At 74.7% G+C, this 26,062-nt stretch carries 23 protein-coding genes; 3 read left to right on the forward strand and 20 right to left on the reverse strand.

Annotated elements, in window-relative coordinates:
- Positions 1-80 precede the first annotated feature (80 nt).
- The 4 genes from ACZLMO_RS09610 to ACZLMO_RS09625 form a co-directional block, all read right to left on the reverse strand.
- On the reverse strand, positions 81-1,703 hold the full coding sequence (locus ACZLMO_RS09610) for a GTPase family protein (protein ID WP_463653595.1): 1,623 nt from the start codon (positions 1,701-1,703) through the stop codon (positions 81-83).
- Positions 1,700-3,457 (reverse strand): dynamin family protein, encoded by a 1,758-nt coding sequence (locus ACZLMO_RS09615; RefSeq protein ID WP_463653596.1) that lies wholly within the window; start codon positions 3,455-3,457, stop codon positions 1,700-1,702. The genes ACZLMO_RS09610 and ACZLMO_RS09615 overlap by 4 nt, the downstream gene beginning before the upstream one ends.
- Positions 3,454-4,839 (reverse strand): histidine--tRNA ligase, encoded by a 1,386-nt coding sequence (hisS, locus tag ACZLMO_RS09620; RefSeq protein WP_463653597.1) that lies wholly within the window; start codon positions 4,837-4,839, stop codon positions 3,454-3,456. The genes ACZLMO_RS09615 and hisS overlap by 4 nt, the downstream gene beginning before the upstream one ends.
- A 173-nt stretch (positions 4,840-5,012) precedes the next feature.
- Entirely contained in the window at positions 5,013-5,753 is a 741-nt protein-coding gene (locus ACZLMO_RS09625) for an MBL fold metallo-hydrolase (protein ID WP_425714088.1), read from the reverse strand.
- A 170-nt stretch (positions 5,754-5,923) separates the two neighbouring features.
- On the opposite strand from ACZLMO_RS09625, the gene ACZLMO_RS09630 reads away from it, so the two are divergent.
- The 3 genes from ACZLMO_RS09630 (at position 5,924) to ACZLMO_RS09640 (ending at position 9,571) form a co-directional block, all read left to right on the forward strand.
- Positions 5,924-7,792 carry a DUF349 domain-containing protein gene (locus ACZLMO_RS09630; protein ID WP_463653598.1) on the forward strand — a complete coding sequence of 623 codons (1,869 nt, stop codon included), beginning with the start codon at positions 5,924-5,926 and terminating at the stop codon, positions 7,790-7,792.
- 108 nt (positions 7,793-7,900) lie between these two features.
- A complete protein-coding gene (locus tag ACZLMO_RS09635; protein WP_463653599.1) occupies positions 7,901-8,509 on the forward strand; it encodes a hypothetical protein in 609 nt (202 codons plus the stop codon).
- Between the two features lie 63 nt (positions 8,510-8,572).
- Entirely contained in the window at positions 8,573-9,571 is a 999-nt protein-coding gene (locus tag ACZLMO_RS09640) for an NAD-dependent epimerase/dehydratase family protein (protein ID WP_463653600.1), read from the forward strand.
- A 7-nt stretch (positions 9,572-9,578) separates the two neighbouring features.
- On the opposite strand, the gene ACZLMO_RS09645 is transcribed toward ACZLMO_RS09640, so the two are convergent.
- The 16 genes from ACZLMO_RS09645 to ACZLMO_RS09720 all read right to left on the reverse strand — a co-directional run bounded on the left by ACZLMO_RS09645 (position 9,579) and on the right by ACZLMO_RS09720 (position 26,060).
- Positions 9,579-11,879 carry a RelA/SpoT family protein gene (locus tag ACZLMO_RS09645; protein ID WP_463653601.1) on the reverse strand — a complete coding sequence of 767 codons (2,301 nt, stop codon included), beginning with the start codon at positions 11,877-11,879 and terminating at the stop codon, positions 9,579-9,581.
- Between the two features lie 124 nt (positions 11,880-12,003).
- A complete protein-coding gene (locus ACZLMO_RS09650; RefSeq protein WP_463653602.1) occupies positions 12,004-12,552 on the reverse strand; it encodes an adenine phosphoribosyltransferase in 549 nt (182 codons plus the stop codon).
- Positions 12,549-13,655: a protein translocase subunit SecF gene (secF, locus tag ACZLMO_RS09655; RefSeq protein WP_463653603.1), complete on the reverse strand. Its 1,107-nt coding sequence runs from the start codon at positions 13,653-13,655 to the stop codon at positions 12,549-12,551. Before secF ends, ACZLMO_RS09650 begins: the two co-directional genes overlap by 4 nt.
- A complete protein-coding gene (secD, locus tag ACZLMO_RS09660) occupies positions 13,655-15,739 on the reverse strand; it encodes a protein translocase subunit SecD (RefSeq protein WP_463653604.1) in 2,085 nt (694 codons plus the stop codon). The genes secF and secD overlap by 1 nt, the downstream gene beginning before the upstream one ends.
- A gap of 9 nt (positions 15,740-15,748) precedes the next feature.
- Positions 15,749-16,207: a preprotein translocase subunit YajC gene (gene yajC, locus ACZLMO_RS09665; protein ID WP_463653605.1), complete on the reverse strand. Its 459-nt coding sequence runs from the start codon at positions 16,205-16,207 to the stop codon at positions 15,749-15,751.
- A 166-nt stretch (positions 16,208-16,373) separates the two neighbouring features.
- Positions 16,374-17,375, reverse strand: coding sequence for a Holliday junction branch migration DNA helicase RuvB (gene ruvB / locus ACZLMO_RS09670; protein ID WP_463653662.1), 1,002 nt, complete (start codon positions 17,373-17,375; stop codon positions 16,374-16,376).
- 76 nt (positions 17,376-17,451) lie between these two features.
- The gene (gene ruvA / locus ACZLMO_RS09675; RefSeq protein WP_463653606.1) at positions 17,452-18,078 is read right to left on the reverse strand and encodes a Holliday junction branch migration protein RuvA; all 627 of its coding nucleotides are present in this window, start codon (positions 18,076-18,078) and stop codon (positions 17,452-17,454) included.
- A gap of 110 nt (positions 18,079-18,188) precedes the next feature.
- Complete coding sequence (ruvC, locus tag ACZLMO_RS09680; protein WP_425714098.1) at positions 18,189-18,815, reverse strand: crossover junction endodeoxyribonuclease RuvC; 627 nt, start codon at positions 18,813-18,815, stop codon at positions 18,189-18,191.
- A gap of 22 nt (positions 18,816-18,837) precedes the next feature.
- Entirely contained in the window at positions 18,838-19,596 is a 759-nt protein-coding gene (locus ACZLMO_RS09685) for a TSUP family transporter (protein WP_463653607.1), read from the reverse strand.
- Positions 19,597-19,694: 98 nt separating this feature from the next.
- The gene (locus tag ACZLMO_RS09690) at positions 19,695-20,456 is read right to left on the reverse strand and encodes a YebC/PmpR family DNA-binding transcriptional regulator (RefSeq protein ID WP_425714100.1); all 762 of its coding nucleotides are present in this window, start codon (positions 20,454-20,456) and stop codon (positions 19,695-19,697) included.
- A gap of 212 nt (positions 20,457-20,668) precedes the next feature.
- The gene (locus ACZLMO_RS09695) at positions 20,669-21,241 is read right to left on the reverse strand and encodes an NUDIX hydrolase (RefSeq protein WP_463653608.1); all 573 of its coding nucleotides are present in this window, start codon (positions 21,239-21,241) and stop codon (positions 20,669-20,671) included.
- Positions 21,234-22,379: a PrsW family intramembrane metalloprotease gene (locus ACZLMO_RS09700; RefSeq protein WP_463653609.1), complete on the reverse strand. Its 1,146-nt coding sequence runs from the start codon at positions 22,377-22,379 to the stop codon at positions 21,234-21,236. Before ACZLMO_RS09700 ends, ACZLMO_RS09695 begins: the two co-directional genes overlap by 8 nt.
- A gap of 9 nt (positions 22,380-22,388) precedes the next feature.
- Positions 22,389-23,747 (reverse strand): glycosyltransferase family 4 protein, encoded by a 1,359-nt coding sequence (locus ACZLMO_RS09705; RefSeq protein ID WP_463653610.1) that lies wholly within the window; start codon positions 23,745-23,747, stop codon positions 22,389-22,391.
- Positions 23,744-24,802, reverse strand: coding sequence for a phosphatidylinositol mannoside acyltransferase (locus ACZLMO_RS09710; protein WP_463653611.1), 1,059 nt, complete (start codon positions 24,800-24,802; stop codon positions 23,744-23,746). The genes ACZLMO_RS09705 and ACZLMO_RS09710 overlap by 4 nt, the downstream gene beginning before the upstream one ends.
- Complete coding sequence (gene pgsA / locus ACZLMO_RS09715) at positions 24,799-25,428, reverse strand: phosphatidylinositol phosphate synthase (RefSeq protein WP_463653612.1); 630 nt, start codon at positions 25,426-25,428, stop codon at positions 24,799-24,801. The genes ACZLMO_RS09710 and pgsA overlap by 4 nt, the downstream gene beginning before the upstream one ends.
- Positions 25,428-26,060 carry an HIT family protein gene (locus ACZLMO_RS09720; RefSeq protein WP_463653613.1) on the reverse strand — a complete coding sequence of 211 codons (633 nt, stop codon included), beginning with the start codon at positions 26,058-26,060 and terminating at the stop codon, positions 25,428-25,430. The genes pgsA and ACZLMO_RS09720 overlap by 1 nt, the downstream gene beginning before the upstream one ends.
- Positions 26,061-26,062 lie beyond the last annotated feature (2 nt).

A 26,062-nucleotide genomic window follows, 5' to 3' on the forward strand; every position in this document is an offset into this window, starting at 1 on the left:
ACTCGATCACGCTCAGCTCAGGGTTCTGAGCCGCACTCTCGACACACGGTGGGCGAGCGGGTGGTCGATCGCGATGAGCGTCAGCGCAGGGCGCGGACCGACGTCGCGAACCGCTCGTAGCGCGCGAGGTGGGCGTCCAGCGGCGCCGTGACTTCGGCGCGCACCCGCTCCGCCACGACGACGCCGAGCCGCTTCCGGACCGCCGCCGCCCGCCGCCGGGCACCGAGCCGCGCGCACCACGAGCCGACGAGCCAGGTCAGCAGGCCGGCGACCACTCCCCCGAGGAGCAGCAGCGTCGGCACGGGCCAGCCGCGCCATTCGGGCGTCTCCGGCGCCGGCACCTGCAGGTAACCCATGACCGCGAGCGCGCCGAGCCACACGCCGCCGACGATCGCCGCGCCGATGAGCACCCACTGGAGGAACCCGAGCACCCGCCACCAGGCCGGGCGCCGGCCCTGGCCGAGGTCGACGGCACCGATCTCCGGGTCGACCTGCTCGAGCAGGCCGGGCACGCGCCCCTCGACGTCGGCCCCGACGTCCGCGCGCCACGAGTCGGGCAGACCCGCGGTGCGGGCGTCGACGTGCCGACGCACGGAAGTCGTCAACGCAGCGACCTGCGCGGGGCCCGCGGGAGGCAGCGAGGTCACCCGCCCCTCACCCCCGCGCTCGCCGAGGTGGAGGCGACGCAGCGGGTCCGGCCGCAGGCGGGCGACCCAGCGCACGGGCGGCCAGCCGACGTGGCGTGCCGCCCCGCGCCGGTAGGCGGCCGACGCGGCGCGCGTGACGACCGGGACGCCGGCGGCGTCTGCCGCGGCCGTGACGACCTGCCGCTCGTCGGCGTCCTTCGCCCGCGCACCGCCGGCGGAGTCCAGCTCCGCCGCCACGGCGAGCTCGTCGGCGACGGTCGAGATGTCGGCGCGCAGCCGGGCGTGCGCGGCCACGTGGGACGCGGCCTGGTCCGCGACGGCCCCGGCGAGCTCGGCCACACCCTCGCCCGTGCGGGCCGAGGTGAGGAGGACCGGGACGCCGCCGAGGCCGTCCTCGGCCAGCAGGCGCCGCAGGTCGCCGACGACCGCCTCGCGGGAGGCCGGCGCGAGCGTGTCGGCGTGGTTGAGCACGACCAGCGTGACGTCGGCGTGCCGGGCCATGGGCGCGAGGAACTCGCGGTGGACCACGGCGTCGGCGTACTTCTGGGGGTCGAGGACCCAGACGAGGACGTCGACCCGCTCGGCGAGCTGGGTGGCCAGCGCCCGGTGCTCGGCGGCGGTGGAGTCGATGTCCGGCAGGTCGAGGACCACGAGGCCGGTCGTCCGCTCGTCGGCGGTGCTCGTGGGCGTGCGCTCGGGGACGTCGAGCCAGTCGAGCAGCGCGGAGGTCGCCGCGGGGCCGTCGGGCCCGGGGCGGAAGGTCACCGCGTGGGGGCGCTGCGTCGTCGGGCGCGTGGGGGCGACCCGCGCCACCGGCGCGCCGGCGAGGGCGTTGACGAGCGAGGACTTGCCCGACCCGGTGGCGCCGAGCAGGGCGGCGACCGTCGTGCCCGGGGCCAGCGAGCCGCGCTCGCCGGCCCGCGCGAGGACGGCCCGCGCCCGGTCGAGCACGTCGGCGGCCAGGTGCCCGTCCGCCGCCTCGACGGCCGTGGTCAGCTGCTCGAGGTCTCCCGCGAGGTCGACGGCGGGGGTGTTCTTCCGGCGGCGCCCTCTCATCGGCCGTGCTCCACACCGCGCGCGGCGGCCACCGCGCGTGCCGCCGCGTCGACCCGGTCCGCGAGCGCGACGTCGACCTCGAGCGCGTCGAGCTGGTCGGTGAAGTGCCGGGCGCCCTCGGCGAGCAGGGCACGGACCCGGCCGGCCAGGTCCGCGCGGGCGCGCTCGGCCATGCGGCGCACCTCGTCGTCGCCGAAGACGGCCTCGAGGATCTTCTGGGCCACCACCACGGTCCCGCCGCCCACGGCGACCTCGGCGCCCGTCGGGATGAACGCCGTCGAGGCGAAGACGGCCACCATGAGCGCCGCACCGAGGACGTTGACGCCGAACGAGAGGGCCCGGGCGGTCTGCCGGCGGTCGGCGCCCTCCTCGCGCACGAGGTCGAGGAGCGAGGCCTGCCAGGCGCGCACCTCCTCGGCGGCCCGGGCGCGGACGGTCTCGTCGTCGGGGCGCCGGTCGACGGCCGCGCGCACGAGCTCCCGGGCGACCGGTTCGCGGAGCCAGGACCGCTCGGTCTCGACCGAGGCGCGGCGGACCTCCTCGGCGAGCACCGCCATCATCCCGGTCTCGATGGCCTCGGTGACCGGCTCGGCCGGTGCGCCCTTCCCGCTGAGGGCCGAGACGATGCGGTCCCGGATGCGTCCCACCCGGGACTCGACGGCGCGCATGAGCTCGCCCGTTCCGACGAGCTCCTGCCAGCGGGCGAGCACCTCGCCGCGGAGCATCGAGCCGTCGCCGGCGGCCTCGACCGCCCGATCCTCGGCGGCGGAGTAGGCGGCATGGACGACCTCGCGCAGCCGATCGACGACGACGGACTGCTCGCGGGCACCCTCGGCGACGGCGGCCGTGCGGCGCACGATGTCGTCGACGGCCCCGCCGAGGGTGGCGCGGGCGACGGCGGCGCGGGAGGCGGCGTCGGTCGCGATGCCGCCGAGCCAGGCGCGCAGCGGGGCGACGTCCATGTCCGGCAGCAGCCCGCCGTCCGGGATCGGCAGCTCGGCCACCGTGAACAGGGGCGCGCGCCCGAGACCGGCCGAGGCGAGGCGGACGGACAGGTCGTGACGGACCTGGCCGGACACGCCCTGCGGGACGCGGTTGAGGACGACCGCGACGACGATGCGGCGGGCGGCGGCCTCGGCGAGGAGCTCCCACGGGACGGCGTCGGCGTACCGGGCGGCGGTGGTGACGAAGACCCACAGGTCGGCGGCGGCGAGCAGCTCCCCGGCCAGGCGCCGGTTGTCCTCCACCACGGAGTCGATGTCCGGGGCGTCGAGGACGGCCAGGCCCGCCGGCACGCGGTCCGAGGACCGCAGCTCGAGCTCGCCGTGCGTTCGCTCGCCGGCCGGCGTCGGCGCGGCGCCGCCCGAGACGTGGACGCGGGCGAGGCCGGGCAGGACCTTCTCGGAGGCGAACCACTCCGCGTCGACGGGGTGGTGGACGAGCAGGGGGCGCCGGGTGGTCGGGCGGATCGCCGAGGAGGTCGTCACGGGCGCCCCGAGGAGCGCGTTGACGAGCGTCGACTTGCCGGCGCCGGTCGACCCGCCGACGACCGCGAGCAGCGGCGCGTCGATCCGGGAGTACCGGGCGAGGACGTAGTCGTCGAGCTGCTGGGTCACCCGCCTCGTCTCGGCGCGTGCACCGGCCGCCACGGGCGTCTCGAGCGGGAGCCGGACCTCGCCGAGGACGCCGCGGAGCTCGGTGAGCGCCGCCAGGACGCGGCGCGCTGCCGCGCCGGTGCCCGCGGGAAGGCTCACGAACCGTCCTCGTCGGCGGTCGCCGAGACGCTCGGCCACCGGTCGGCCGCGGGCGGCTCCCAGGTGGCCGGGTCGGCGGGGACCTGGTCACCCGAGCGGATGTCCTTGACCTCGTGCCCGTCGTCCCCGACGAACCAGACGAACGGGATAGAGCGACGGTCGGCGTGGCGGATCTGCTTGCCGAACTTCGCCGCGCTCGGGGCCACCTCGACCGGAATGTCGCGGGCGCGCAGGGCGGCCGCCACGTCGTCGGAGGTCGAGCGGTGCGCCTCGTCGGCCACCGCGACGAGCACGGCGCTCGGCACCGGGCGGCTCGCGCGGGCGAGGTCGGCGCCGAGGATGCGGGCGACGAGCCGGGAGACCCCGATCGACAGGCCGGCGCCGGGGAACGTCCGGTTGCCGGCCGACGCGAGCGAGTCGTAGCGGCCGCCGGAGCAGATCGAGCCCAGGTCCTCGTGGCCGAGCAGGGTCGTCTCGTAGACGGTGCCCGTGTAGTAGTCGAGACCGCGTGCGATCGACAGGTCCCCGACGACGGCGTCCGGCCGCCGGCGCTCCGCCGCCGAGAGCACGCCGAGCAGCGAGTCGAGCCCCTCGTCCAGGAGGTCCGTGCGCACGCCGAGGGCGCGCACCGAGTCCTCGACCTCGTGCGCCGTGCCGCGGATCGCCGCCAGCGCGAGCGCCTGCTCGGCCTGCTGCTCGGTCGCGCCCGCCTCGTCCTGCAGGAGCCGGGCGACGGCGTCGGGGCCGATCTTGTCGAGCTTGTCGATCGTGCGCAGGACGGCGTCGACGTCGGTGAGCCCGATGCCGGCGTAGAAGCCCTGGGAGAGCTTGCGGTTGTTGACGCGGACGCGGGCGGGCGGCACGGGCAGCGCGGCGATCGCCTCGGCCATCACGAGGGCGAGCTCGGCCTCGTGGTGCTCGGCGAGCGTCCCGTCGCCGACGATGTCGACGTCGGCCTGGGTGAACTCCCGGAAGCGGCCGTCCTGGGGCCGCTCGCCCCGCCACACCTTCTGGATCTGGTAGCGGCGGAACGGGAAGGCGAGGTCGCCGGCGTGCTCGACCACCCAGCGGGCGAACGGCACGGTGAGGTCGAAGTGGAGGCCGAGCCGGCGGTCGGGGCCGCCCGCGCCGGTGCCACCGTCTGCGCGCGTGTCGTCGTCGGTCCCCTCCGCGTCGGCCTGGAGCCGGCTGAGGAGGTAGATCTCCTTGGAGGTCTCCCCCTTGGCGAGGAGCTGCTCGACCGGCTCGACGGAGCGGGTCTCGATCGGGGCGAAGCCGTGGAGCTCGAAGGTGTGCCGCAGCGTGTCCAGGACGTGGTTCTCGACGATGCGGCCGTCGGGCAGCCACTCGGGGAATCCGGACAACGAGGAGGTACGGGCCATGACCCCGATTGTTCCACCGAACCCGTGACTCGCCCGTCCGGGAGGCCCGTGTGCCGCCGGGCGGGGGTGTGCGCCTGGTCCCACCCGCGCCGGTGGGAGCGACGACCCACAGGGTTCGTCGTCGGGCCGGGTCTCGTCCTCGGGACCGGTGCGACGGCCGCCCGGCCGCCCGCTCAGACGAGGAAGGGGTTCGTGGCGAGCTCCCGCTCGAGCGTGGTCACGGGGCCGTGGCCGGGCAGGAGGATCGTGCGTGGGTCGACGACCTTGGTGAGGGTGCGCAGCGTCTCGTCCATCGCCTGCGGGTCGCCGCCCGGGAGGTCGGTGCGCCCGACGGAGCCGGCGAACACGACGTCCCCGGTGAGCAGGAGCAGGTGCGGGCCGGTCGAGGCGGGAAGGTCGAGGTGCCCGGGGTCGCCGGCGGTGCCCGTATCGAGGGTGTCGGCCTGGAGCAGGAGCACCGTCGAGCCGGCGGTGTGCCCGGGGGCCGGGATGCCGCGGACGCCGAGACCAGGGAGAACAGCCGTCCCGCCGCCGGTGAGGAGCGCGGAGGAGAAGGAGTCGGACCGGGCGGGCTCGCGCCACGGGGTCCCGGCGATCTGCGGGAAACGGTGGCCGAGGAGCTCGCCGACCTGGTCGGGACCGGCCGGGTCCGCGAGGCGCGGGCGGTCGGGGGACGCGATCTGCACGGCGACGCCGGCGGGATCGGCCACCGCGGCCGCGTCCCACACGTGGTCGGGGTGCCCGTGCGTGACGAGGACGGCCCCCACGGTGAGGTCGAGGTCCGCGAGGACGGCGGCGAGCGGGCCGGCGGAACCGCCGCCCGGATCGACGACGACGCACGGCCCCGACGGCGACGGCGCGAGCACGTAGGTGTTGACGTCGAGGGCCGGGGCGACGACGCGGCGAAGCAGCATGCGGCCAGGGTAGGCATGGCCGCAGGCAGGACCGGGCGCCGCGTGTCAACCGGGGGGCGCCGAGCCAACTACGCTGTCCTGGTCCCCTGCCGAGCCGGGGACCCGCGTACCAGGTCGGTGCCGCGGTGACGACGACGCCCGCACGCGGGCCTCGGCATGGAGTGAGCGACGTGAGCGATCAGCCCTACCGCGACGAGAACGCCCCGGCGGAGCCGCACGGCACCCCCGAGGCACCCGCAGCCCCCGACGAGGCGCAGGCACCGGAGCATGCCGCGCCGGTGGACGCACCCGAGGCTCCCGCTGCCGCTGAGCAGGCGGGCCAGGCAGCTGCAGAGCCGGCGCCCGAAGCTGTGGCAGAGCCGGCGGCCGAGCAGGCGCCCGAGGTTCCCGCCGAGCCGGCAGTCGAACAGGCAACTGAGGTCCCCACCGAGCCGGCAGTCGAAGAAGCCGAGCAGGTCGCCGAGCCTGTTGCGACCGAGGAGCCCGCCGCAGAGGCAACAGCCCCCGAGGCCGAGCAGGCCGCCGAGCCTGCGGCGACGGAGGAGCCCGCCGCAGAGGCAACGGCCCCCGAGGCCGAGCAGGCCGCCGAGCCTGCGGCGGCGGAGGACCCGGAGCCCGCGGCCTCCGCGGCTCCCGCCCCGCCCCCCGCGCCCGGACCGCGGCCGCGCCCGGGGGGCGCGCCGACGCCCGGCTCGGTCCCGACGCCGAAGGCGATGCCGGCGAAGCCCTCCGTGGCACCGGTGCCCGCAGCGACCGCCGCGCCGTCAGCACCACAGCCGGCCCTCGACCCCGCGCTCGCAGCCGCCGCGGCCGCGTTCGGCAGGGTCGACGAGGAGGGCTCGGTCTTCGTCAAGGACGGTGAGACCGAGCGGATCGTCGGCCAGTTCCCGGGCGGCACCGAGGAGGAGGCGCTCGGCATGTACGTGCGCCGGTACCTCGACCTCGCCGCCCAGGTCGCCCTCCTCGAGACGCGCCTCACGCACATCACGCCGAAGGAGGCCGGTCAGACGCATCGCAAGCTGACCGAGCAGCTCACCGAGCCCGCGGCCGTCGGCGACCTGCCGGCGCTGCGCGAGCGGCTGTCCGCCGTCGAGCAGGTCATCGAGGTCGAGCGGGAGAAGGCGCGCGTCGAGCGTGCCGAGGCGAAGGCCGCTGCGCTCGTCGAGCGGACCGCCCTCATCGAGCGCGCCGAGGAGATCGCCGCGCAGAACCCGGCCAACACGCGGTGGAAGGCGTCCGGCGAGGAGATGCGGGGCCTGCTCGACTCCTGGAAGAACGCTCAGCGCACCGGTCCGCGGATCGACAAGCCCGACGAGGACGGGCTGTGGAAGCGGTTCTCCGCGGCCCGGACGCAGTTCGACAAGCAGCGCAAGACGTTCTTCCACCAGCTCGACTCGAGCCAGGACGAGGTGCGTCGCGCCAAGGAGAAGCTCATCACCCGGGCGGAGGAGCTGTCCGGGTCCACCGACTGGGGACCCACCTCGGGTGCCTACCGGGACCTCATGGACCAGTGGAAGGCCGCCGGTCGGGCGTCGAAGAAGGTCGACGACGAGCTCTGGCACCGCTTCCGGACCGCCCAGCAGCGGTTCTTCGACAACCGGACGGCGGCCAACGCGGCGATCGACAAGGAGTACGAGGGCAACCTCGAGGTCAAGCTCGAGATCCTCACGAAGGCGGAGGCGCTCCTGCCGATCACGGACGTCGAGGCGGCGAAGGCCGCGCTGCGCCCCCTGCAGGACCAGTGGGAGGAGGCGGGCAAGGTGCCGCGCGCCGACATCCAGCGCGTCGAGGGCCGTATGCGGGCCGTCGAGAAGGCGATCCGCGACGCGGAGTCCGAGCGCTGGAACCGCACCGACCCGGAGAAGAAGGCCCGCGCGGACGGCATGCTCGCCCAGCTCGAGGACGCCATCGCCGGGCTCGAGACGGACCTCGCGAAGGCCCAGGCGGGCGGGGACGCGAAGAAGATCGCGGCCGCGCAGGAGGCGCTCGACGCCCGGCGCGCCTGGCTCGAGCAGATCCAGGCGGCCTCGGAGCGCTGACCGGCGCCTGCCGGCACCCCCGGCGAGCGGTGATCCACAGGACTCCGTCGCGCGGCCCCGTCCACAGCTCGTGGGCGGGGCCGCGGCCGTCCCGGGCATCGTGTCCGCATGCACCCCGCGCTCACCTGGCTGGCGCCGCGCCCCGCACCCCCGCCGCCGCTCCTCCGGTGGGGCGACGGCCACGGCCTCGTCGTCCGCACCCCGCTCCCGGGTGACGGGCATGCCCTGCCGTCGGGATGGGACCCGGTCGACGGACGCGAGGGGCAGGCGGGGCGGGCGGACCTGCTGGCGGGGCTCGAACGCGCCGCCCGTGCCGGCGAGGCCGCCCCGGACCTGATCCACGGTCAGGCGCTGTGCCTCGCCTCGGCCGCCTGGGTCCATGTCGGAGGCAGGCCGCCGACGGTGGTGGACACCGCTCGCGCCCCCGGCGTGAGCGTCCGCGCGCGGCACAGGCTCGTGCTGCGTGAGGAGGACGTCGTGCGGATGCACGGGATCGTGCTCACCACCCCGGGCCGCACGGCCGTCGACCTGCTGCGCCGCGCGCAGCTCTCCGACGCCGTGGGCCCCGCGCGTGCACTCCTGCGCGGTCGGGAGGCCGCAGCGGCGGCACGCCTCCTCGTCCTCGAGCGCAGCCGGTTGCCCGGCATGCGGCGCGCCGGCCGACTGCTCGCGCTCCTGCTCACCGATCTCGGGCACCCGTCGTTCGTCCCCGCCTAGGGGCCGCTCGGTACGGTGACCGGGCACGGACCACCACGAACGCGCCGAACCGCAAGGAGCCCCATGTCCCGCATCGTCGTCGCCGGAGCATCAGGGGTCCTCGGCGCACGCGTCGTCGAGCATCTCGCCGCGATCGACGGCGCGACCGTCGTGGCCGGTGACCACCGCCCGGAGCGCGCACCACGCACCGCCGCGGCCGTCGGTGCGCCCGAGCACGTGCACCTCGACGTCCGGGAGGCCGCCGTGGTGGCGACCGCGCTCGACGGCGCCGACGCGGTCGTCGTCACCGCACCTCAGGCCCGGCCGCTCGTGCAGGAGGTCGGGCTCGAGCTCGGCGTCCACGTCGTCGACGTCTCGCCGGACCCGGTACTGGTTGAGGACAACCGCGGGCTCGACGACCGCGCCCGCAGTCGGGGCCTCGCATCCGTGACGATGGCCGGGATGTTCCCCGGACTGTCCGGGCTCGTGGCGTGCGACCTCGCGTCCGGCCTCGACCGGGTCGACCACCTCGAGCTCCTGCTGCGGCAGAGCGCCAACGCCAGGGTGGGACCGGACGGCACGGAGCAGATGCTCCGCTGGGTCGCCGCACCCGTACCGCCGAACGACCGGGCGGGCCTGCGCGACCGGCACGCGCGCGAGGCGGGCATGCGGCGGTTCGAGCACCCCGAGCGCGCGCTGCTCGCGGGGCGGACCGGGGCCGACGTGCGGTACTGGACCCGGTGGGACTCCCCCGTCCTCACCGGCGTCGTCTCCGCCCTGTCGACCCTGCGGATCCTCGACGCGCTCGCCCCCAGGGTGGCGTCGCTCGCCACCCACGACCCGAGGCGGCCGGAGGACGCGACCCTCACGGTCCGGGTCCTCGGCCACCGCGACGGCCGGCCCGTGCGGGACGGGGTACGGATCGCGTGCGAGTCCGACTACGGGGCGACCGCGGCCGCCGCCACCGCGCTGACGCGGCTCGCCCTCGACGGGCGGCTCGTCGGTGCAGGTGTGCCCTTCGACCTCACGACGCTCGACGAGGTGCTCCCCCACGTGCCCGCCACGCTGAGCGCGGCGGCCTGATACCTGCTCAGGCCCGGCGGTTCTCGGGGCGTCGCCCCATCACGCGGTGCACGTCGAGCACGCCCTGGACCTGCCGGATCGCGGTGAGCACCGAGCCCAGGTGCGCCGTCTCGGCCATCTCGAAGACGAAGCGGCCGATCGCCACCCGCTCCCTCGTCGTCGAGATGGAAGCGGACAGGATGTTGACGTGGTTCTCCGAGAGGACCCGGGTGAGGTCCGAGAGCAGGCCGTGCCGGTCGAGCGCCTCGACCTGGACCTGGACGAGGAACGTCGACTCGGGGCTCTCGACCCACTCGACGCCGACGAGCCGCTCCTGCTGCCCCCGAAGCTGGTCGACGTTCTGACACTCGGCGTGGTGCACGGAGACGCCCTGGGACCGGGTGATGAACCCGACGATCGGGTCGCCGGGCACGGGCGTGCAGCAGCGGGCGATCTTCACCCACACGTCCGCGCCGTCCATGCCGTCGACGGAGATGCCGGAGTCCCCGTTGCGGCGCACGGGCGTGCCGGTGCCGGGGATCGTGGCCTCGGCGAGCGTCTCCTCGGCGCCGTCGTCGCCACCCATCGACTCGACGAGCTTGGCCACGACGTTCGCCGCCGACACGTGCCCCTCGCCGATCGCGGCGTACAGGGCGGAGACGTCCTGGTACCGCATCTCCACGGCGAGGGAGTGCACGGCCTCCGCGCTCATCAGCCGCTGGATCGGCATGTTCTGCTTGCGCATCGCCTTGGCCAGCGCGTTCTTGCCGCGCTCGACGGCCTCCTCGCGCCGCTCCTTGGTGAACCACTGCCGGATCTTGTTCTTCGCGCGCGGGCTCGCGACGAAGCTCAGCCAGTCCTGGGAGGGGCCGGCCTCGGGCGCCTTGGAGGTGATGACCTCGACCGTGTCCCCGTTGTCGAGCCGGCGGTCGAGCTGGACGAGCTTGCCGTTGACCTTGGCGCCGACGGTGCGGTGGCCGACCTCGGTGTGCACGGCGTAGGCGAAGTCGACGGCCGTGGAGTGCCCGGGCAGCGCGAGCACGTCCCCCTTCGGGGTGAAGACGTAGACCTGGGAGCCGGCCATCTCGTAGCGCAGCGAGTCGAGGAACTCGCCGGGGTCGGCGGTCTCCTTCTGCCAGTCGACGAGCTGACGCAGCCAGCCCATCTCCCCGCCGGACGGCTCGGGCGCCTCCTTGCCCGCCCGCGACCCCTCCTTGTACTTCCAGTGCGCGGCCACGCCGTACTCCGCGCGGCGGTGCATCGCGTGGGTGCGGATCTGGATCTCGACCGGCCGTCCGCCGGGTCCGAGCACGGTCGTGTGCAGCGACTGGTAGAGGTTGAACTTGGGCATCGCGATGTAGTCCTTGAACCGCCCGGGGATGGGGGTCCAGCGGGCGTGCACCGCGCCGAGCATCGTGTAGCAGTCGCCGACGGAGTCCACGAGCACCCGCACGCCGACGAGGTCGAAGATGTCGTCGAAGTCGCGGCCGCGCACGATCATCTTCTGATAGATCGAGTAGTGGTGCTTCGGCCGGCCGGTGACGACCGCCTTGAGCTTGTGGGTCTTGAGGTCCTGCTCGATCTGCGTGCGCACCTTGGCCAGGTACTCGTCGCGCGCCGGTGCGCGCTCGGCCACGAGGTGGTCGATCTCGTCGTACACCTTGGGGTACAGGGTGCGGAACGAGAGGTCCTCGAGCTCCCACTTGATGGTGTTGACGCCGAGCCGGTGCGCGAGCGGCGCGTAGATCTCCAGGGTCTCGCGGGCCTTGCGTCGGGCCGAGTCCTGCGAGACGTATCGCCAGGTGCGGGCGTTGTGCAGCCGGTCGGCGAGCTTGATGACGAGCACCCGGATGTCCTTGGCCATCGCCACGACCATCTTGCGCACGGTCTCGGCCTGCGCGGCTTCGCCGTAGTGGACCTTGTCGAGCTTCGTCACCCCGTCGACGAGGAGCGCGATCTCCTCGCCGAACTCCTTGCGCACCTGGTCGAGCGAGTAGTCCGTGTCCTCGACCGTGTCGTGCAGCAGGGCGGAGGCGAGCACGACGTCGGGCATCCCCAGCTCCGCGAGGATCGTCGTCACCGCCACCGGGTGCGTGATGTAGGGCTCGCCGGACTTGCGCGTCTGGCCCTCGTGCGCGCGCTCGGCGACCTCGTAGGCGCGCCTGACCAGCTGGACGTCGGACTTGGGGTGGTTCGCGCGCAGGGCCCCGATGACGGGCTCGATCGCCGCGGGGAACTGGTGCGAGCGCCCGCCCAGCCACACGAGGCGCGACCTGCCCCAGCCGGACGGCGAGGACGCCGCCGGCGGCCCCGTCCGCTCGATCGTCATCCCAGGATTCTAGTGCTCCCGCGGAGCACCGGCGGACCGGACCGCCCGGACGGCAGGCCAGGAGGACGTCCCTCCCCCGGGTCGGACGCTCCTCGGCCGGTCGGGCGCACCCGGGAGCGCAGGGTCAGACGATGACGACCGAGTCGACCTGCCGACCCGCGAGCCGGTCCCGGCCGCCGAGCTCCGAGAGCTCGATGAGCATCCCGAGGGCCGCGACCTCGGCGCCCGCCTCCTCCATGAGACGGCAGGCGGCCTCGGCGGTGCCACCGGTCGCGAGGACGTCGTCGACGACGAGGACCCGCTGCCCCTGCGCCACGGTGGTCGGCCGGACCTCCATCCGGGCCTCGCCGTACTCGAGCGAGTAGTCGGCACCGATGACCTCGCCGGGGAGTCGCCCCGCCTTGCGGACGGTGATCATGCCGACCCCGAGCGCCACGGCCACGGGCGCACCGAGGATGAACCCGCGCGACTCGAGCCCGGCGACGGCGTCGACCCGCCCGCGGTAGGTCTCCGCGAACGCCTCGACGAGTGCGCCGAAGGCCGGCCCGTCGGCGAGCAGCGGCGTGATGTCGCGGAACAGCACCCCGGGCTTGGGGTAGTCGGGGACGAGGTCGATGTGGTGCTCGACGATCGCCGTGATCTCGGGACCGAACCCGCCGCGCCCGTTCGTCATCGCTTCTTCCTCTTCCTGCCGGTGGTCCCGGACGTCGCCGGGACGGTAGCACCGTCGGCCGATTCGTCACCGGAGTCTGCGCCGGTGGCCTCGTCGTCGGAGCCGTCGCCCTCGCGCGCGGCCTCCGGGTGGGTGCCGTCGCGCTCGAGGAGGACGTCCTCGGTGTGCTGGCGGTAGTCCCGGTCGAGCATCCGGAGGCTGACCTCGGCGGGCGCCGCGATGAAGACCGACGACACGGTCGAGAGCAGCATGCCGACGAACAGGGCGAGGGCGATGTCCCGCAGCGTCCCCGCGCCGAGCAGGGCGACGCCGATGACGAGGATCGCGGCGACCGGCAGGAGGCCGGTGACCGAGGTGTTGATCGAGCGGACGAGCGTCTGGTTGACGGCGAGGTTCGAGCGCTCGGCGTAGGTGTCGCGCCCCTGCTCGAGCACGCCCTCCGTGTTCTCCCGGACCTTGTCGAACACTACGACCGTGTCGTACAAGGAGTACCCGAGGATCGTGAGGAACCCGATGACCGTGGACGGGGTGACCTCGAACCCGATCGCGGCGTAGATGCCCACGGTGAGGACGACGTCGTGGAGGAGGGCGAGGATCGCCCCCGCCGCGAAGGTCCAGGCCCTGAAGTACAGGACCATCACCACCGAGACCGCCACGAGGAAGATGACCAGTGAGGTCAACGCCTGCCGGGTGACGTCCGCGCCCCAGGTGGGGCCGACGAAGGTCGCGGTGACGTCGTCGACCGGCACGTCGTACGCCTCGGCGAGCGCGGCACTGACCTCTCGGGTCTGCTCGTCGGACAGCTCCGCGGTCTGCACGCGCAAGGACGAGGAGCCGACGGCGGCAACACGCGGGGGCTCTCCCCCGGCGTCCGTGACCGCGTCGGTGGCCAGGGACTGGTCGAGGGTCTCCGCGCCGGAGACCGTGAACTGCGAGCCGCCGCGGAAGTCGATGCCCGGATTGATGCCGCGCACGAGCAGCACGCCCACGGACAGCAGGACGAGGAGCGCCGCGGCGATGAACCACGTGCGCCGCCGGCCGACGATGTCGAAGGACCGCTTCCCCGTGTAGAGGTCGTTGCCCATCGTTGCGAGGGACGCCATCAGACCACCGCCCCGTCGTCACCGGACCCGCCGAGACCCGCGTACGGGTCGACCGATCTCTCCTTCTTGCGCTTCTCCCGCTCGGCGCGGCGCTCGGCCGCACGCCGCTCGGCGATGGTCGTGCCGGCCGCGGCGCCGACCCTCTCGCGGTCGCGCCCGGACGCGGTCGGTCCGTCGTCGTCGGGCTGGTCCGTGCCGCTCGTCCCCGGACGATCCTTACCGCTCGTGCGGGAGCGGAACCGGCCGGCGCCCCGGTAGAGCGCCGGGTCCACGCCGAGCCGCTCCGGGGAGAGCCCGGACAGCCGGTGCCCGTCCCGGAAGAACGGCATCCGCACGAGCACCTGCATCATCGGGTGCGTGAAGAGCACGACGACGAGGAGGTCGATGATCGTCGTCAGGCCGAGCGTGAACGCGAACCCGCGCACGCCGCCGACGGCGAGCAGGTAGAGCACGATCGCCGCGAGGAAGTTGACGGCGTCCGAGGCGATGATCGTCCGGCGCGCCCGCTTCCACCCGTGCTCCACGGCGGAGGCGAGCGTGCGGCCGTCCCGGATCTCGTCGCGGATCCGCTCGAAGTAGACGATGAACGAGTCCGCGGTCGTGCCGATCGAGATGATGAGCCCGGCGACGCCCGGCAGCGAGAGCCGGTAGTTGATCGTCCAGCTCAGCAGCGCGATGACGACGTAGACGATGACGGCGGCCACCGCGAGGCTCGCGACCGAGAGGAGGCCGAGGCCGCGGTACTGCCAGATCATGTAGGCGACAACGAGGACGAGGCCGATGAGCCCCGCCAGCGCGGCGTTCGTCAGCTGCTCCGAACCGAGCGTCGCGGAGATCTGCTCGGTCGACTGCACCTCGAACGTGATGGGGAGCGAGCCGAAGTTCAGCTGGTTCGCGAGCGCGTTCGCCTCCTCGTCGGTGAAGTCGCCCGTGATCTGGGCGCTGCCGTCGAGGATCGGGCTCGTGAAGCCGGCGTTGGAGATGACGACGCCGTCGAGGACGATGGCGAACTGGTCCTGCGGGGTGGGCAGGGTGGGCAGCCGTTGCGACACCTCGGCGAACACCTCGGTGGCCTCGGAGTTCAGCTCGAGGTTGACGGCCCACAGGCCCGTCGACATGCCCTGACTGTTGGTCTGCATGCCGGAGCTGGCGCCGGTGAGCTGGGTGCCCTCGACCACGGCCGGGCCGAGGACGAACTTCTGCTGGCCCGAGGAGTCGCAGGCGACGACGGCGCTCTCGGAGTCGTCCGCCCAGCCGCCCGACTGGTTGGCCGGGAGGGTGCAGTCGAGCGCGTAGATGTCGTACATCACGCGCTCGGTGATCCACGCCTGGTCGGAGGTGTCCGCGGGCTCGGTGTCCGGCTCGGTCGACAGCTCGCCGTCGCCGTTCGCGTCGGCCGCGATGAAGGCGGCCCCACGGACCTCGTCGGGGATCTCGGCGGCACCGGGCCCGTCGGTGGGGGCGTTCTGGGCGGCCTCGAGCGCCCGCTCGGTCCCGGCGCCCGCCGTGGCGGACTCCGAGGGCGACTCGCTGCCGGACTCGGCGGCGCTCGGCGACTCGCTGCCGGACTCGGCCGCGCTCGGCGACTCGGCGCCGTCGCTTCCGCTCTCGGGCCCCTCGGTCGCGCTCTCCTCGGGCAGGAGCTGGGAGGGGTCGATCGTCGTCGGCCCCTGGAGGGCGAGCACCGGACGGAAGCGCAGCTGCGCGGACCGACTGATGAGCTCGAGCGTCTCCTCTGAGGCCCGGCCGGGGATCCCGACCACGATGTTCTGGCCGCCCTGGCTCGAGATCTCGGCCTCCGCGACGCCCGAGCCGTCGACCCGGTTACGGATGATCTCGATCGCCTGGACGACGTCCTCGTCCTCGATCGCGGACCCGTCGGTCGTCCGGGGCGTGAGGATGACCTGGGTGCCGCCCTCGAGGTCGAGCGCGAGGCGCGGCACCGGGGAGGCGCTCCCGGCGAGGTTGCCCGCCGCGAGCGTGCCGACGAGGGCGACGACGAGGACCAGCAGCCCGAGGAGGGTGCGGACGGGTCGGGGCGCGGCTGAGCGACGCGGCTCACGCCGCCTGAGGGACTCGGACACGGGGCTCGGTCAGGCGCGGTCGTCGCGGCCCGGGCGGCCGTCGTCGAACCAGTCGTTCTCCTGGTCGACCGCCGAGGTGTCGCCGCCGGCGGCCCCGCGGGCCTCCTCGATCGAGGTCTCCGGCGCGGAACCGGCTGCAGCGGTGCCGGTCGCGGACTCGTCGTCGAGGTCGTCGTGCGAACCGTCGACCCCGTTCGACATCAGTTCGTACGGGGACTCGCTCGGCTGCGCGATGCCCGTGCGGTGGACGAGGTATTCGCTGCCGTCGGGGTTGGACAGCGTGATGATGTCGCCGTTGACCTCGACGACCTGGTGGTAGGTGCGCGCGATCGTCTGCACCCAGCCCCCCGGGACGAGGGCCTCCTCCACCTTGGCCCGCTGGCGCTCCTGCGCCTTCTTCCCCTGGCGGCTCATGAACCAGAAGAGCAGGATCATGCCGGCGATGAGGATGATGAATGTGGGATCCACGCGAGAACCAATCAGATGAAGGGGCGAACCTGGACAGTCTAGGCCGTGGGCGCTCCTGCCGGGCCGAGGCCCGGCCGTGAAGGTTGTCTCCAGGTCGGCACCGAGGGCAGGCGGGCGCCGCTCAGGTAGGCCGCGCTCACGAGTGCCACGCTCAGAAGGGCGACGCTCAGGAGAACAGCGCGCCTTCCGCGGGCGGCTCGAGCCCCAGGTGGGCGTACGCCGCGGCGGTCGCGGCGCGGCCGCGCGGCGTACGCACGACGAGCCCCTCGCGGACGAGGAACGGCTCGGCGACCGTCTCGACGGTCTCCGGCTCCTCCCCGACCGAGACCGCGAGCGTCGTCAGGCCCACGGGTCCCCCGCCGAACCGCGTGCACAGGGCGGTGAGGACGGAGCGGTCGAGACGGTCGAGGCCGAGGTCGTCGACCTCGAAGATCGCCAGCGCCGCGCGCGTCGCGCCGAGGTCCGCGACGCCGGTGCCCCGCACCTGCGCATAGTCCTGGACCCGCCGCAGGAGGCGGTTGGCGATCCGGGGCGTGCCCCGCGAGCGGGACGCGAGCTCGCTCGCCGCGTCCCGCGTCAGCTCGATGTCGAGCAGCGTGGCGGAGCGGGTGAGTACCTGGACGAGCTCGTCGGCGGTGTAGTGCTCGAGGTGCGCGGTGAAGCCGAACCGGTCGCGCAGCGGGGCGGGCAGCAGCCCGGCCCGCGTCGTCGCGCCCACGACCGTGAACCGCGGGAGCGTCAGCGGGATCGACGTGGCGCCCGGCCCCTTCCCCACGACGACGTCGATCCGGAAGTCCTCCATCGCGAGGTAGAGCATCTCCTCGGCCGGGCGCGCGAGCCGGTGGATCTCGTCGATGAAGAGCACGTCGTGCTCCTGGACGGCCGAGAGGATCGCGGCGAGGTCCCCCGCGTGGGTGATGGCGGGGCCGGACGTCAGCCGGAGGGAGCCGGACACCTCGTTCGCCACGATCATCGCGAGCGTGGTCTTGCCCAGTCCCGGTGGGCCCGACAGGAGGACGTGGTCGGGCGCGGCTCCGCGCGCGGTGGCGGCGGCGAGCACGAGCGCGAGCTGGTCCCGGACGACCCGCTGGCCGATGAAGTCCGCGAGACGCCGCGGGCGCAGGGCGGCCTCGGCCGCACGCTCGACGTCGTCGGCACCAGTGGTCATCGGGTCGTCGTCCGCCCGCCCGGTCGCTGCGGGGCCCACGCCCGGGGAGCCGGTCCCGCCCTCGGCGCCCGTTCCCTCAGCCACGGCGTCCTCCACCGAGGTGGGTGAGGGCGGCACGGAGCAGGCCGGGGACGTCACCGTCCGCGGGCGCGTCCTCGGCGGCGAGCACCGCGTCGACCGCCCCCGTCGCCTGGGCGTCGCTCCAGCCGAGCGTCGTCAGGGCGGCGACGACCTCGCCGACGTGCGCGCCCGGCTTCTCCGGCTCGGCGGTGGTCGCACCGGGGTCGGTGGAGGACTCTCCCGCCGGCCCGAGCCGGTCACCGATCTCGAGGACGATGCGCTGCGCGCCCTTCTTCCCGATGCCGGGCACCCGCTGGAGCGCCGTGAGGTCCTCGTCCGCGACAGCGCGCCGCAGCTGGTCCGGGCTCAGCACCGCGGTCATCGCCAGCGCGAGCCGCGGTCCCACGCCGGAGACGGTCTGCAGGGTCTCGAAGACGTCGCGCTCCTCCTCGTCGGCGAACCCGAACAGGGTGAGCGAGTCCTCGCGCACGACCAGCGAGGTCGCCACGCTGGCCTCCGCGCCCTCGCGCAGTCCCGCGAGGGTCCCGGGCGCGCACTGGACGCGCATCCCCACCCCGCCGACAACGATCTCGGCGTCCTGCAGCGAGACGCGTCCGACCGTGCCGCGCAGCGATGAGATCACCGGTGGTGCACCTTCCTCGATCGACGTCCCCCGGCCACGCATCGGTCGGCGGTCCCGGGGTGCACCGGGCGCCCGACGGCGCACCCGTGCCAGAACATGTGTTCGACACCCTACCGTCGTTGGGCGACGGCACCCGCCCGACGCGCCAGGCGCTCGGCGTCGGCCCAGGCGCGCTGCGCGGGCGTGAGCCCGGCGCCCGCGGCGTCGGGCAGCATCCCGGCCCCGCCGTGCTGGGCGGTGGCGGTCCCCCGGCCCGGGACCGTCGCCCCGCCCCGCCACGCGTGACAGATGGCGAGCGCGAGCGCGTCGGCGGCGTCCGCGGGCCGTGGAGCCGCCTCGAGACGGAGGATCCGGCGCACCATCTCCTGGACCTGCTTCTTTCCCGCGCGACCGTCCCCGGTCACGGCCGCCTTGACCTCGCTCGGCGTGTGCAGGGCGAGGGCGGTTCCGGCACGCGCGGCCCCGAGCATCGCCACGCCGGCGACCTGCGAGGTTCCCGTGACGGAGCGGACGTTGGCCTGGGCGAACACGCGCTCGACCGCCACGACGTCGGGCCGGTGCTCCGCGAGCACGGCGTCCAGCCGGTCGGCGACCGCGAGGAGGCGGAGGTGCGGGTCCTCGTCCGCCGGGGTGCGCACGACCTCGACGTGCAGGAGCTCGACCTCGCGCCCCCCGCCGCGCTCGACGAGGCCGAGGCCGCAGCGGGTGAGGCCGGGGTCGACTCCGAGGATGCGCACGTCCCCACTGTCGCACCCCGGCTCAGACGAGGCGGACAATCCCCCGCGCCAGCGTGGCGAGAGCCCCGGCCCAGGCGACCGCCAGTGTCAGCGTCCGGGCCCGCCCGGACGGCACGCGCGCCGCGAGCTTCCCGGCCGCCGGGACCACCGCGATCACGGTGGCGGCGAGCAGGGCGACGACCCACCACGGCGGGAGCTCGGACGCGGGGGCGGCGCCGAGGACGAGCTTGAGCGTGACGGACAGGACGCCCATCGTGAAGAACGTCGGCTGCATCGACGCGGCGAACGAGGTCTGGGACCACCGGGAGAGCCGGGAGTACATCACCATCGCCGGGCCGGCGACCCCGGCCGTCGTGTTGAAGAACCCCCCGATCGCGCCCGCCACCCCGGCGGCGAACGGCCCGCGCACGGGTGGGAGCCGGTCGAGCGCCGAGGCGAGGACGGTGCCGAGCAGGCCGAGCACGAGGATCGAGCCGACGGAGATCTCGAGCCAGGCCAGCGGCAGCTCGCGCACGACGATCGCCGCCGGGACCGCGCCGATGACCGCGCACGGCAGCAGGACGCGCAGCCGCCGCCAGTCGAACCCGGTGCGCATGGCGCGCCAGATGACGAGGGCGGAGACGGTGGTGGTCGCGTTGGTCAGCCACACGCCGGCGACCGGCCCGATGAGGAGCGCGAGGACGGGCGCCACCACGAGGCCGACTCCCATCCCGGACACGCGCTGGAGCGTGGCGCCGATCGCCACGGCGAGCACCGCGACGACGATCTCGAGCGGGCTCACCGGTCGCGCACGTCCCGGTCGCGCGCGTCCCGGTCGCGCACGTCCCGGTCGCAGGACCGGCCCGGAGCCGGCGCGACCTCCGACGTGCCGCGGACGGCTCAGTCCTCCGTGTCGAGCTCGGCGAGCACCTCGTCGGGGATGTCGACGTTGGAGCTGACGTTCTGCACGTCGTCGAGGTCGTCGAGCGCGTCGATCAGCCGCATGACCTTCTGCGCGCCCTCGGCGTCGACCGTGACCTCCATCGACGGGACGAACTGCGACTCGGCCGAGTCGTAGTCGAGGCCCGCGTCGACGAGGGCGGTCCGCACGGCGACGACGTCCGTCGCCTCGGAGAGGATCTCGAAGCTCTCGCCCTGGTCGGTGACCTCCTCCGCCCCCGCGTCGAGCACGGCCGCGAGGACGTCGTCCTCGGTCACGCCCTCGGCCTTGGGCACGACGACGACGCCGCGCCGGTTGAACAGGTACGCGACCGAGCCAGGGTCGGCGAGGTTGCCGCCGTTGCGGGTGAAGGCGACGCGGACGTCCGAGGCCGCGCGGTTCTTGTTGTCCGTCAGGCACTCGACGAGCAGGGCCACTCCGCCGGGTGCGTAGCCCTCGTACATGATCGTCTCGTAGTCGGCGCCGCCCGCGAGCTCGCCGGAGCCGCGCTTGACGGCGTTGGTGATGTTGTCCCCGGGGACGGAGTTCTTCTTCGCCTTCTGGATCGCGTCGAACAGCGTCGGGTTGCCGGCCGGGTCACCACCTCCCGTGCGGGCGGCCACCTCGATGTTCTTGATGAGGCGCGCGAAGAGCTTGCCGCGCTTGGCGTCGATCGCGGCCTTCTTGTGCTTGGTCGTCGCCCACTTGGAGTGTCCCGACATCGTGTCTCCCTCGCTCGGCTCTCGCTGCAGGTCCGCGGTCGGTGAGCTGTCGTCACCGAGCGTCGTCGGCGCCTGGTCCGTCGGGCATCGTACCTGGCACCCGACGCCGGTCCGCCGCGCGGCGGAGCGCGGCGCGCGGTCCGGGGCACCGTCCGTCGTGCGTGCCGGCCGTCCACGTCACCGGGACGCGGCCGTCAGTGAGTCCTGGTCGCTCAGTCGTCCTGGACGAGGTGCGGCCGCGTCCCGTCCCAGCCCGAGGCCACGCGGCGGTGGAGGTCGGGGAGCTCGCTCGGGTAGACGGTGGCGCCGCCGGCCACGAGAGCGTCGAGCTCGTCGGGGCTGAACCAGCGCATCTGGTCGAGGACGTCGCGCTCGAGCTCGGTCCAGCCGGCCTCGTCCGTGCCCGGTCGCCGGCCCGGGACGCGTGCGACGAAGAAGACCTCGTCCTGGCGCACGGTGCGGCGCACGAACCGGAACGTCGCGCTCCTCGTGGCCACCGGGCCGAGCAGGTCCTCGGCCGCCACTGTCAGGCCCGACTCCTCGCGCACCTCGCGGACGGCAGCCGTGCGGTCGTCCTCGCCGGTCGCGATTCCGCCGCCGACGGTGAACCACCAGCGGTGGTCGTCGTCGTCGCCGTCGTGCCCCTCGACCAGCAGGAGCGCCCCGTCGTCGTCGAGCAGGAGAACCCGGGCGCCGCGCCGGAACGGGATGCCGTCGGGACCCGGCACCCACTCCTCACCGAGGTCGGCCGGGGGGAGGTCGGCGGCAGGCTCGTGATCAGCCACGGAGGAACACCGCCCGGTCTGCCACGGCGCGCCGGAGGAGGGCGGACTCCTTGGCCTGGTGGTCGCGCCCCTGGCGGCCGGCGCGGGCCCGGCGCCGGCCCAGCGCCAGCTCGACGGCGGCCTGCTGGAAGTCGATCATCGCGCTGCGCTGGGGGCCGCCCCGCCCGCCCGCCCAGCGCACGGCGTTCTTCCGGGCCCCGGTGGACGTGAGCATCTGGACCTCGAACGGGGCGAACCACCCGGCGGCGGCGTAGTCGCGCAGCCCGGACTCGATCGCGCGTCGCTCCCGGTGGCGCAGCCACAGCACGAGGGCGATGAATGCGCCGAAGAGCGGGATCTGGAACGAGACGAACACCTGGAAGAAGGAACCGCTCACCGAGGTGTAGTTCCACAACCCGTGCAGCACCACCGAGGCGATCCAGCCCGGGACCACGAGCAGCCAGCGCCCGGGCCGGTCGGACTGCGAGGCGATGCCGAGCGCGAGGCCCATGCACACGGTGAACATCGGGTGGGCGAACGGGGTCATCAGCCCGCGCTGGACGAAGACCGCGGTGATCGAGTCCCAGTAGGTGAGGAAGTACTGGATGTTCTCCACGGCGGCGAATCCTGAGCCGACGGCGAGCGAGTAGACGACGCCGTCGACGAGTCCGTGGAACTGGCCGCGCCCGAGGAGCACGACGACGACGAGCCCGAGACCCTTCATCGACTCCTCGGTGAGCGGGGCGCTGACGACGGCCGTGAGGGCCGCCGCACGCTCGAGGCCCTGGTCCTCGGCGACGACCACCTGGAACAGCGAGTTGCCGGTCGCGGCGACGGCGGTGGCGACGCCTGCGCCCCAGGCCACGGCGACGATGAGGAGACCGCGCGGCTCCGGCTCCCACGCGTCGATCCACCGCACGAGGAGGAGCATCGCGACGAACGGGACGATCGCGAGGGCGACGGCCACGAGGATCTGGCCGGCACCCGAGGCGCCGCCGACGAGGCGCGGGAGGATCCACGCCAGACCCCCGACGGCAATCGCGACGGCGACGATCTCGGTGACGGTGAAGGCGCGGGAGCGGCGACGCGGGACGGGCCAGGCTGCGGGTGGCGGACCGTAGGACCCGGGACCTGGCGCGATGCCCATGTGCTGACTCACCGGGACACCCTACGAGGGACCCGGGTCTCCGTCCGACGACCGGGGCGGGGAGGTCTCGCCGGGGGTGCCCACGACCCGGCGGTAGACCTCCTCGACCCGGGCGGCGACGACGGACCAGTCGTACCGTTCGACCGCCCGGGCGGCCCGGGCGGCGCGCTCGAGGGCCGCGGTGCGCTCCGACAACGCCTCGCCGACGCGGTCGGCGAGATCGGCCGGGTCGTCGCGGCGGGCGAGGAGCCCGAGCGGGGCGGGGTGCGCCCCGAGGATCGCCGTGAAGGCCGGCAGGTCCGTGGCGACGACGGGTGCCCCGGCCGCCATCGCCTCGAGCAGGACGATCCCGAAGCTCTCGCCTCCGGTGTGCGGGGCGACGAACACGTCGGCGCCCCGCAGGAGCCGGACCTTCTCGTCCTCGCTCACGCGGCCCCGGACGTCGACGCGCCCGGCGGCGGCCGTTCCGGCGGTGTCGGCCGTGCCGGTCGTGCCGTCGCCGCCGTGCCCCGGGTCGAGGCGGCTGGCCAACGCCTCGACGGCCCGGTCGCCGCCTGGGCCCGCGACGACGAGGGTGGCTCCCGGGTGGGCGGCCCGGATCCGCGGCCACGCCTCGGCGAGGACGCGGAACCCCTTGCGCGGCTCCTCCGCGCGGCCGAGGAAGAGCACGCGCGGACCGCGGACCGGCGCCTCGCCGTCGGCCGGGGCGCCGACACGGTCCGCGGCGGGACCCGGGTGCTCGAGCGCACGACGCTCGTCGTCGTCGGCCGGCCCGTCGCCGGGTTCGGGGGCGGGACGCGGGTCCACGACCGCGCCACGCTCGTCGTCGTCGGCATCCGCCTCCCGAGGCCGGAACGCGGCGACGTCGAGGCCGTTGGGCACGACCTCGCACTCCGCCCCGAGCCAGCGGCTCTGGGTCCGGGCGGCCTCCTCGGACACGGCGATCCGGGCGGCGATCCCGCGCAGGTGCCGGCGCTGGAGCGCGGCCAGCGGCCCGAGGCGGTCGACGCGGTCGATCGCTGCGTGGAACGTGGCGACGACCGGGACGCCCTCGGCCCGGGCCGCGCGCAGGGCGAAGGCCGACGCCGAGGGGACGGTCGGCTCGTGGACGTGGAGCACGTCGAGCCCGCTCTCCCGCACCCAGCGGCGGGCGCGCCGCGCGGCGGCCGGGTGCGGGGCCACGTTCGCCACGGAGCCGTTGAAGCGGACCGGCAGCGACCGGCCGGCGACCTGCTCGTCCGTGCCTCGCGGCCGGCGTCCCGGCGCGAAGGTGACGACCTCGTGGCCGCGGGAGCGCAGCGCGGCGGCGAGCTGGCGGACGTGTACGTCGACCCCGCCGGGGTGCGCGACGTCGTACGGGTGCGCGATGCCGATCCTCACGCGAGACCGCCGGCGGCCCGCGCCTCCCGCGCGCGACCGGCGGCGAGCCGTTCGGCGTCGAGGTCCTCGACGAAGACCCGCTGGAGCATGTGCCACTGCTCGGGGTGCCGGAGCAGGAACGGCTCCGCCACCTCGACCCACGCGCGGGTCAGCGCGACGACGTCGGCGCGGTCGACGGGCCTGGTCGGCGAGGAGCCCGGCCGCGTGCCCGCTCCGCCGCCGGCACCGGAACCGGCACCGGAACCGGCCGCGGACCGCCCGGGCGCGATCCCCGGCGCCTCGGCCGGCGCACTGAACTCGGTGACGATCCCCCACCGCGAACCGGCGCGCCGTGCCCGCTCGCCGTCGAGGCGCTCGTGCCGGATGGTGATGACGACGAGCGGGGCGTCGAGCGCGAGCGCCAGGGCCGCGGGACCGGCGGCGACGAGGACGGGCCGCCCGGCCACCTCGGCCTCGACGCCCGTGCGGCCGAGGTCCCGGTCGGCGAGCAACGGGACCAGGTGGGGCCGGGTCGGCGCCAGCTCGGTGAGCCGGGGCAGGACCGGTGACCCGTCGTCGACGACGATCGTCATGCCGAGCTCGGTGCGCAGGCGGACGAACTGCTCGTGCAGGGCGTCGGGCTGCAGCCGCTCGGCGACGGTGAGCACCGGCGCCATCGCGAGGCAGGACCAGGCGCCGGCGAGGTCCCAGTTGCCCGCGTGCAGAAGGGCGGCGACGACGGGCCGTCCGGCGTCGAAGGTCGGCTGGACGTTCTCCCGGTGGACGTCGCGGAACCGGGCGAGGACCTGCTCGTCGGTCAGTCGGCCGAGCGTGAGGGCCTCGGCGAAGTAGCGCAGGTAGCCGCGCATGTTGGCCCGGACGGCGCGGCGCAGCTGGGGCGGTGTGAGGTCGGGGCGCAGGCGCGCGGTGTGGGCGGCGATGCGGCGCGTGCGCTCCGACGGCAGGGAGCCCGCGATGCTCCCCGCGGCGCCGACGATCCGGTCGACGACCGGTTCCGGCGTGCGCGCGACCAGCCGCGCGGCCGCGGGGAGCAGCCGGATGGGGTCGAGGCTCACGAGGCCTCCGTGGACCGGCGGGCCTGCGCGCGCACCTGGGCGACCCGCTGCCCGGCGGTGACGAACGACGCCAGCGCCGTCAGTGCGAGGACCGTCGTCAGCACCCAGGCGGGCGCGCCGAGCCCGTGCACGAGGACGCCGGCGAGGACGAGGACGAGCCGGTCGGCGCGCTCGGCGAGCCCGCCGCCCACCGCGAAGCCCTCGGCCTCGCCCCGGGCCTTCGTATACGGCACGAGCTGGTCGGCGACGAGGGCGGCGAGCGCGGCGACCACCAGGGCGTCGCCCTGGTCGCCGGGGACGTGCCGCAGGGCGTAGACGACGATCGACCCGAGCAGTACGGCGTCGACGAGCCGGTCGGTCGTCGCGTCGACGAACGCGCCGAAGGGCGACACGGTCCCCGTGGCGCGCGCGACCTGGCCGTCGAGGGAGTCGACGAGCACGACGACGCCGAGCACGAGCGCGCCGATCCACAGGTGGCCGGTCGGGATGAGAGCGAGGGTGATCGCGACGGTCAGCGCCCCGCCGGTCACGGTGACGGCCGTGGCCGGTACCCGGCGACGCACGAGCGCCCGGGTGACCGGAGCCAGCATCGCCTCCGTGATCCCACGGCCGCTCGAGGACAGCATCAGGGCCTCGGTCCTGATCTAGCCGGGTCGGCGGACGTCCGGGGGTCGTCGTCGGGCTGTTCGTCGTCGTACACCTCGTCGTCCCAGGCGTCCGCGAGCAGGGTGCGGGTCTCGGACAGCAGCTGGGGCACGGCCTTGGTGCGGGCGACGATCGGCAGGAAGTTGGCGTCGCCGGCCCACCGGGGCACCACGTGCTGGTGGATGTGCGCGGCGATGCCCGCCCCCGCGACCGCGCCCTGGTTCATCCCGAGGTTGAAGCCGGCCGGCGAGGACACGCCGCGCAGCACCCGCATCGCGCGCGCCGAGAGTCGGCCGATCTCGTCCCGCTCGGCGACCGTGAGGTCGGTGAGGTCGGCGACGTGCCGGTAGGTGCACACGAGCAGGTGGCCGGGGTTGTACGGGAAGAGGTTGAGCACGACGTACGCGTGCTCGCCCCGGTGGACGACGAGCCCGTCGGCGTCGTCGCGGGTGGGTGTCGCGCAGAACGGGCACGCCGCCGACTCCCCCGTGCGCGGGCGCACGTCTCCGCCGGTGTCGCCGACGTAGACCATCCGGTGCGGCGTCCAGAGCCGCTGGAGGGCGTCGGGCACGCAGGGCTGCGCGAGGGGGTCCTCGACCTCGTCGGCGCTCACGA

The sequence above is a fragment of the Georgenia sp. G2120 genome (assembly GCF_055326485.1).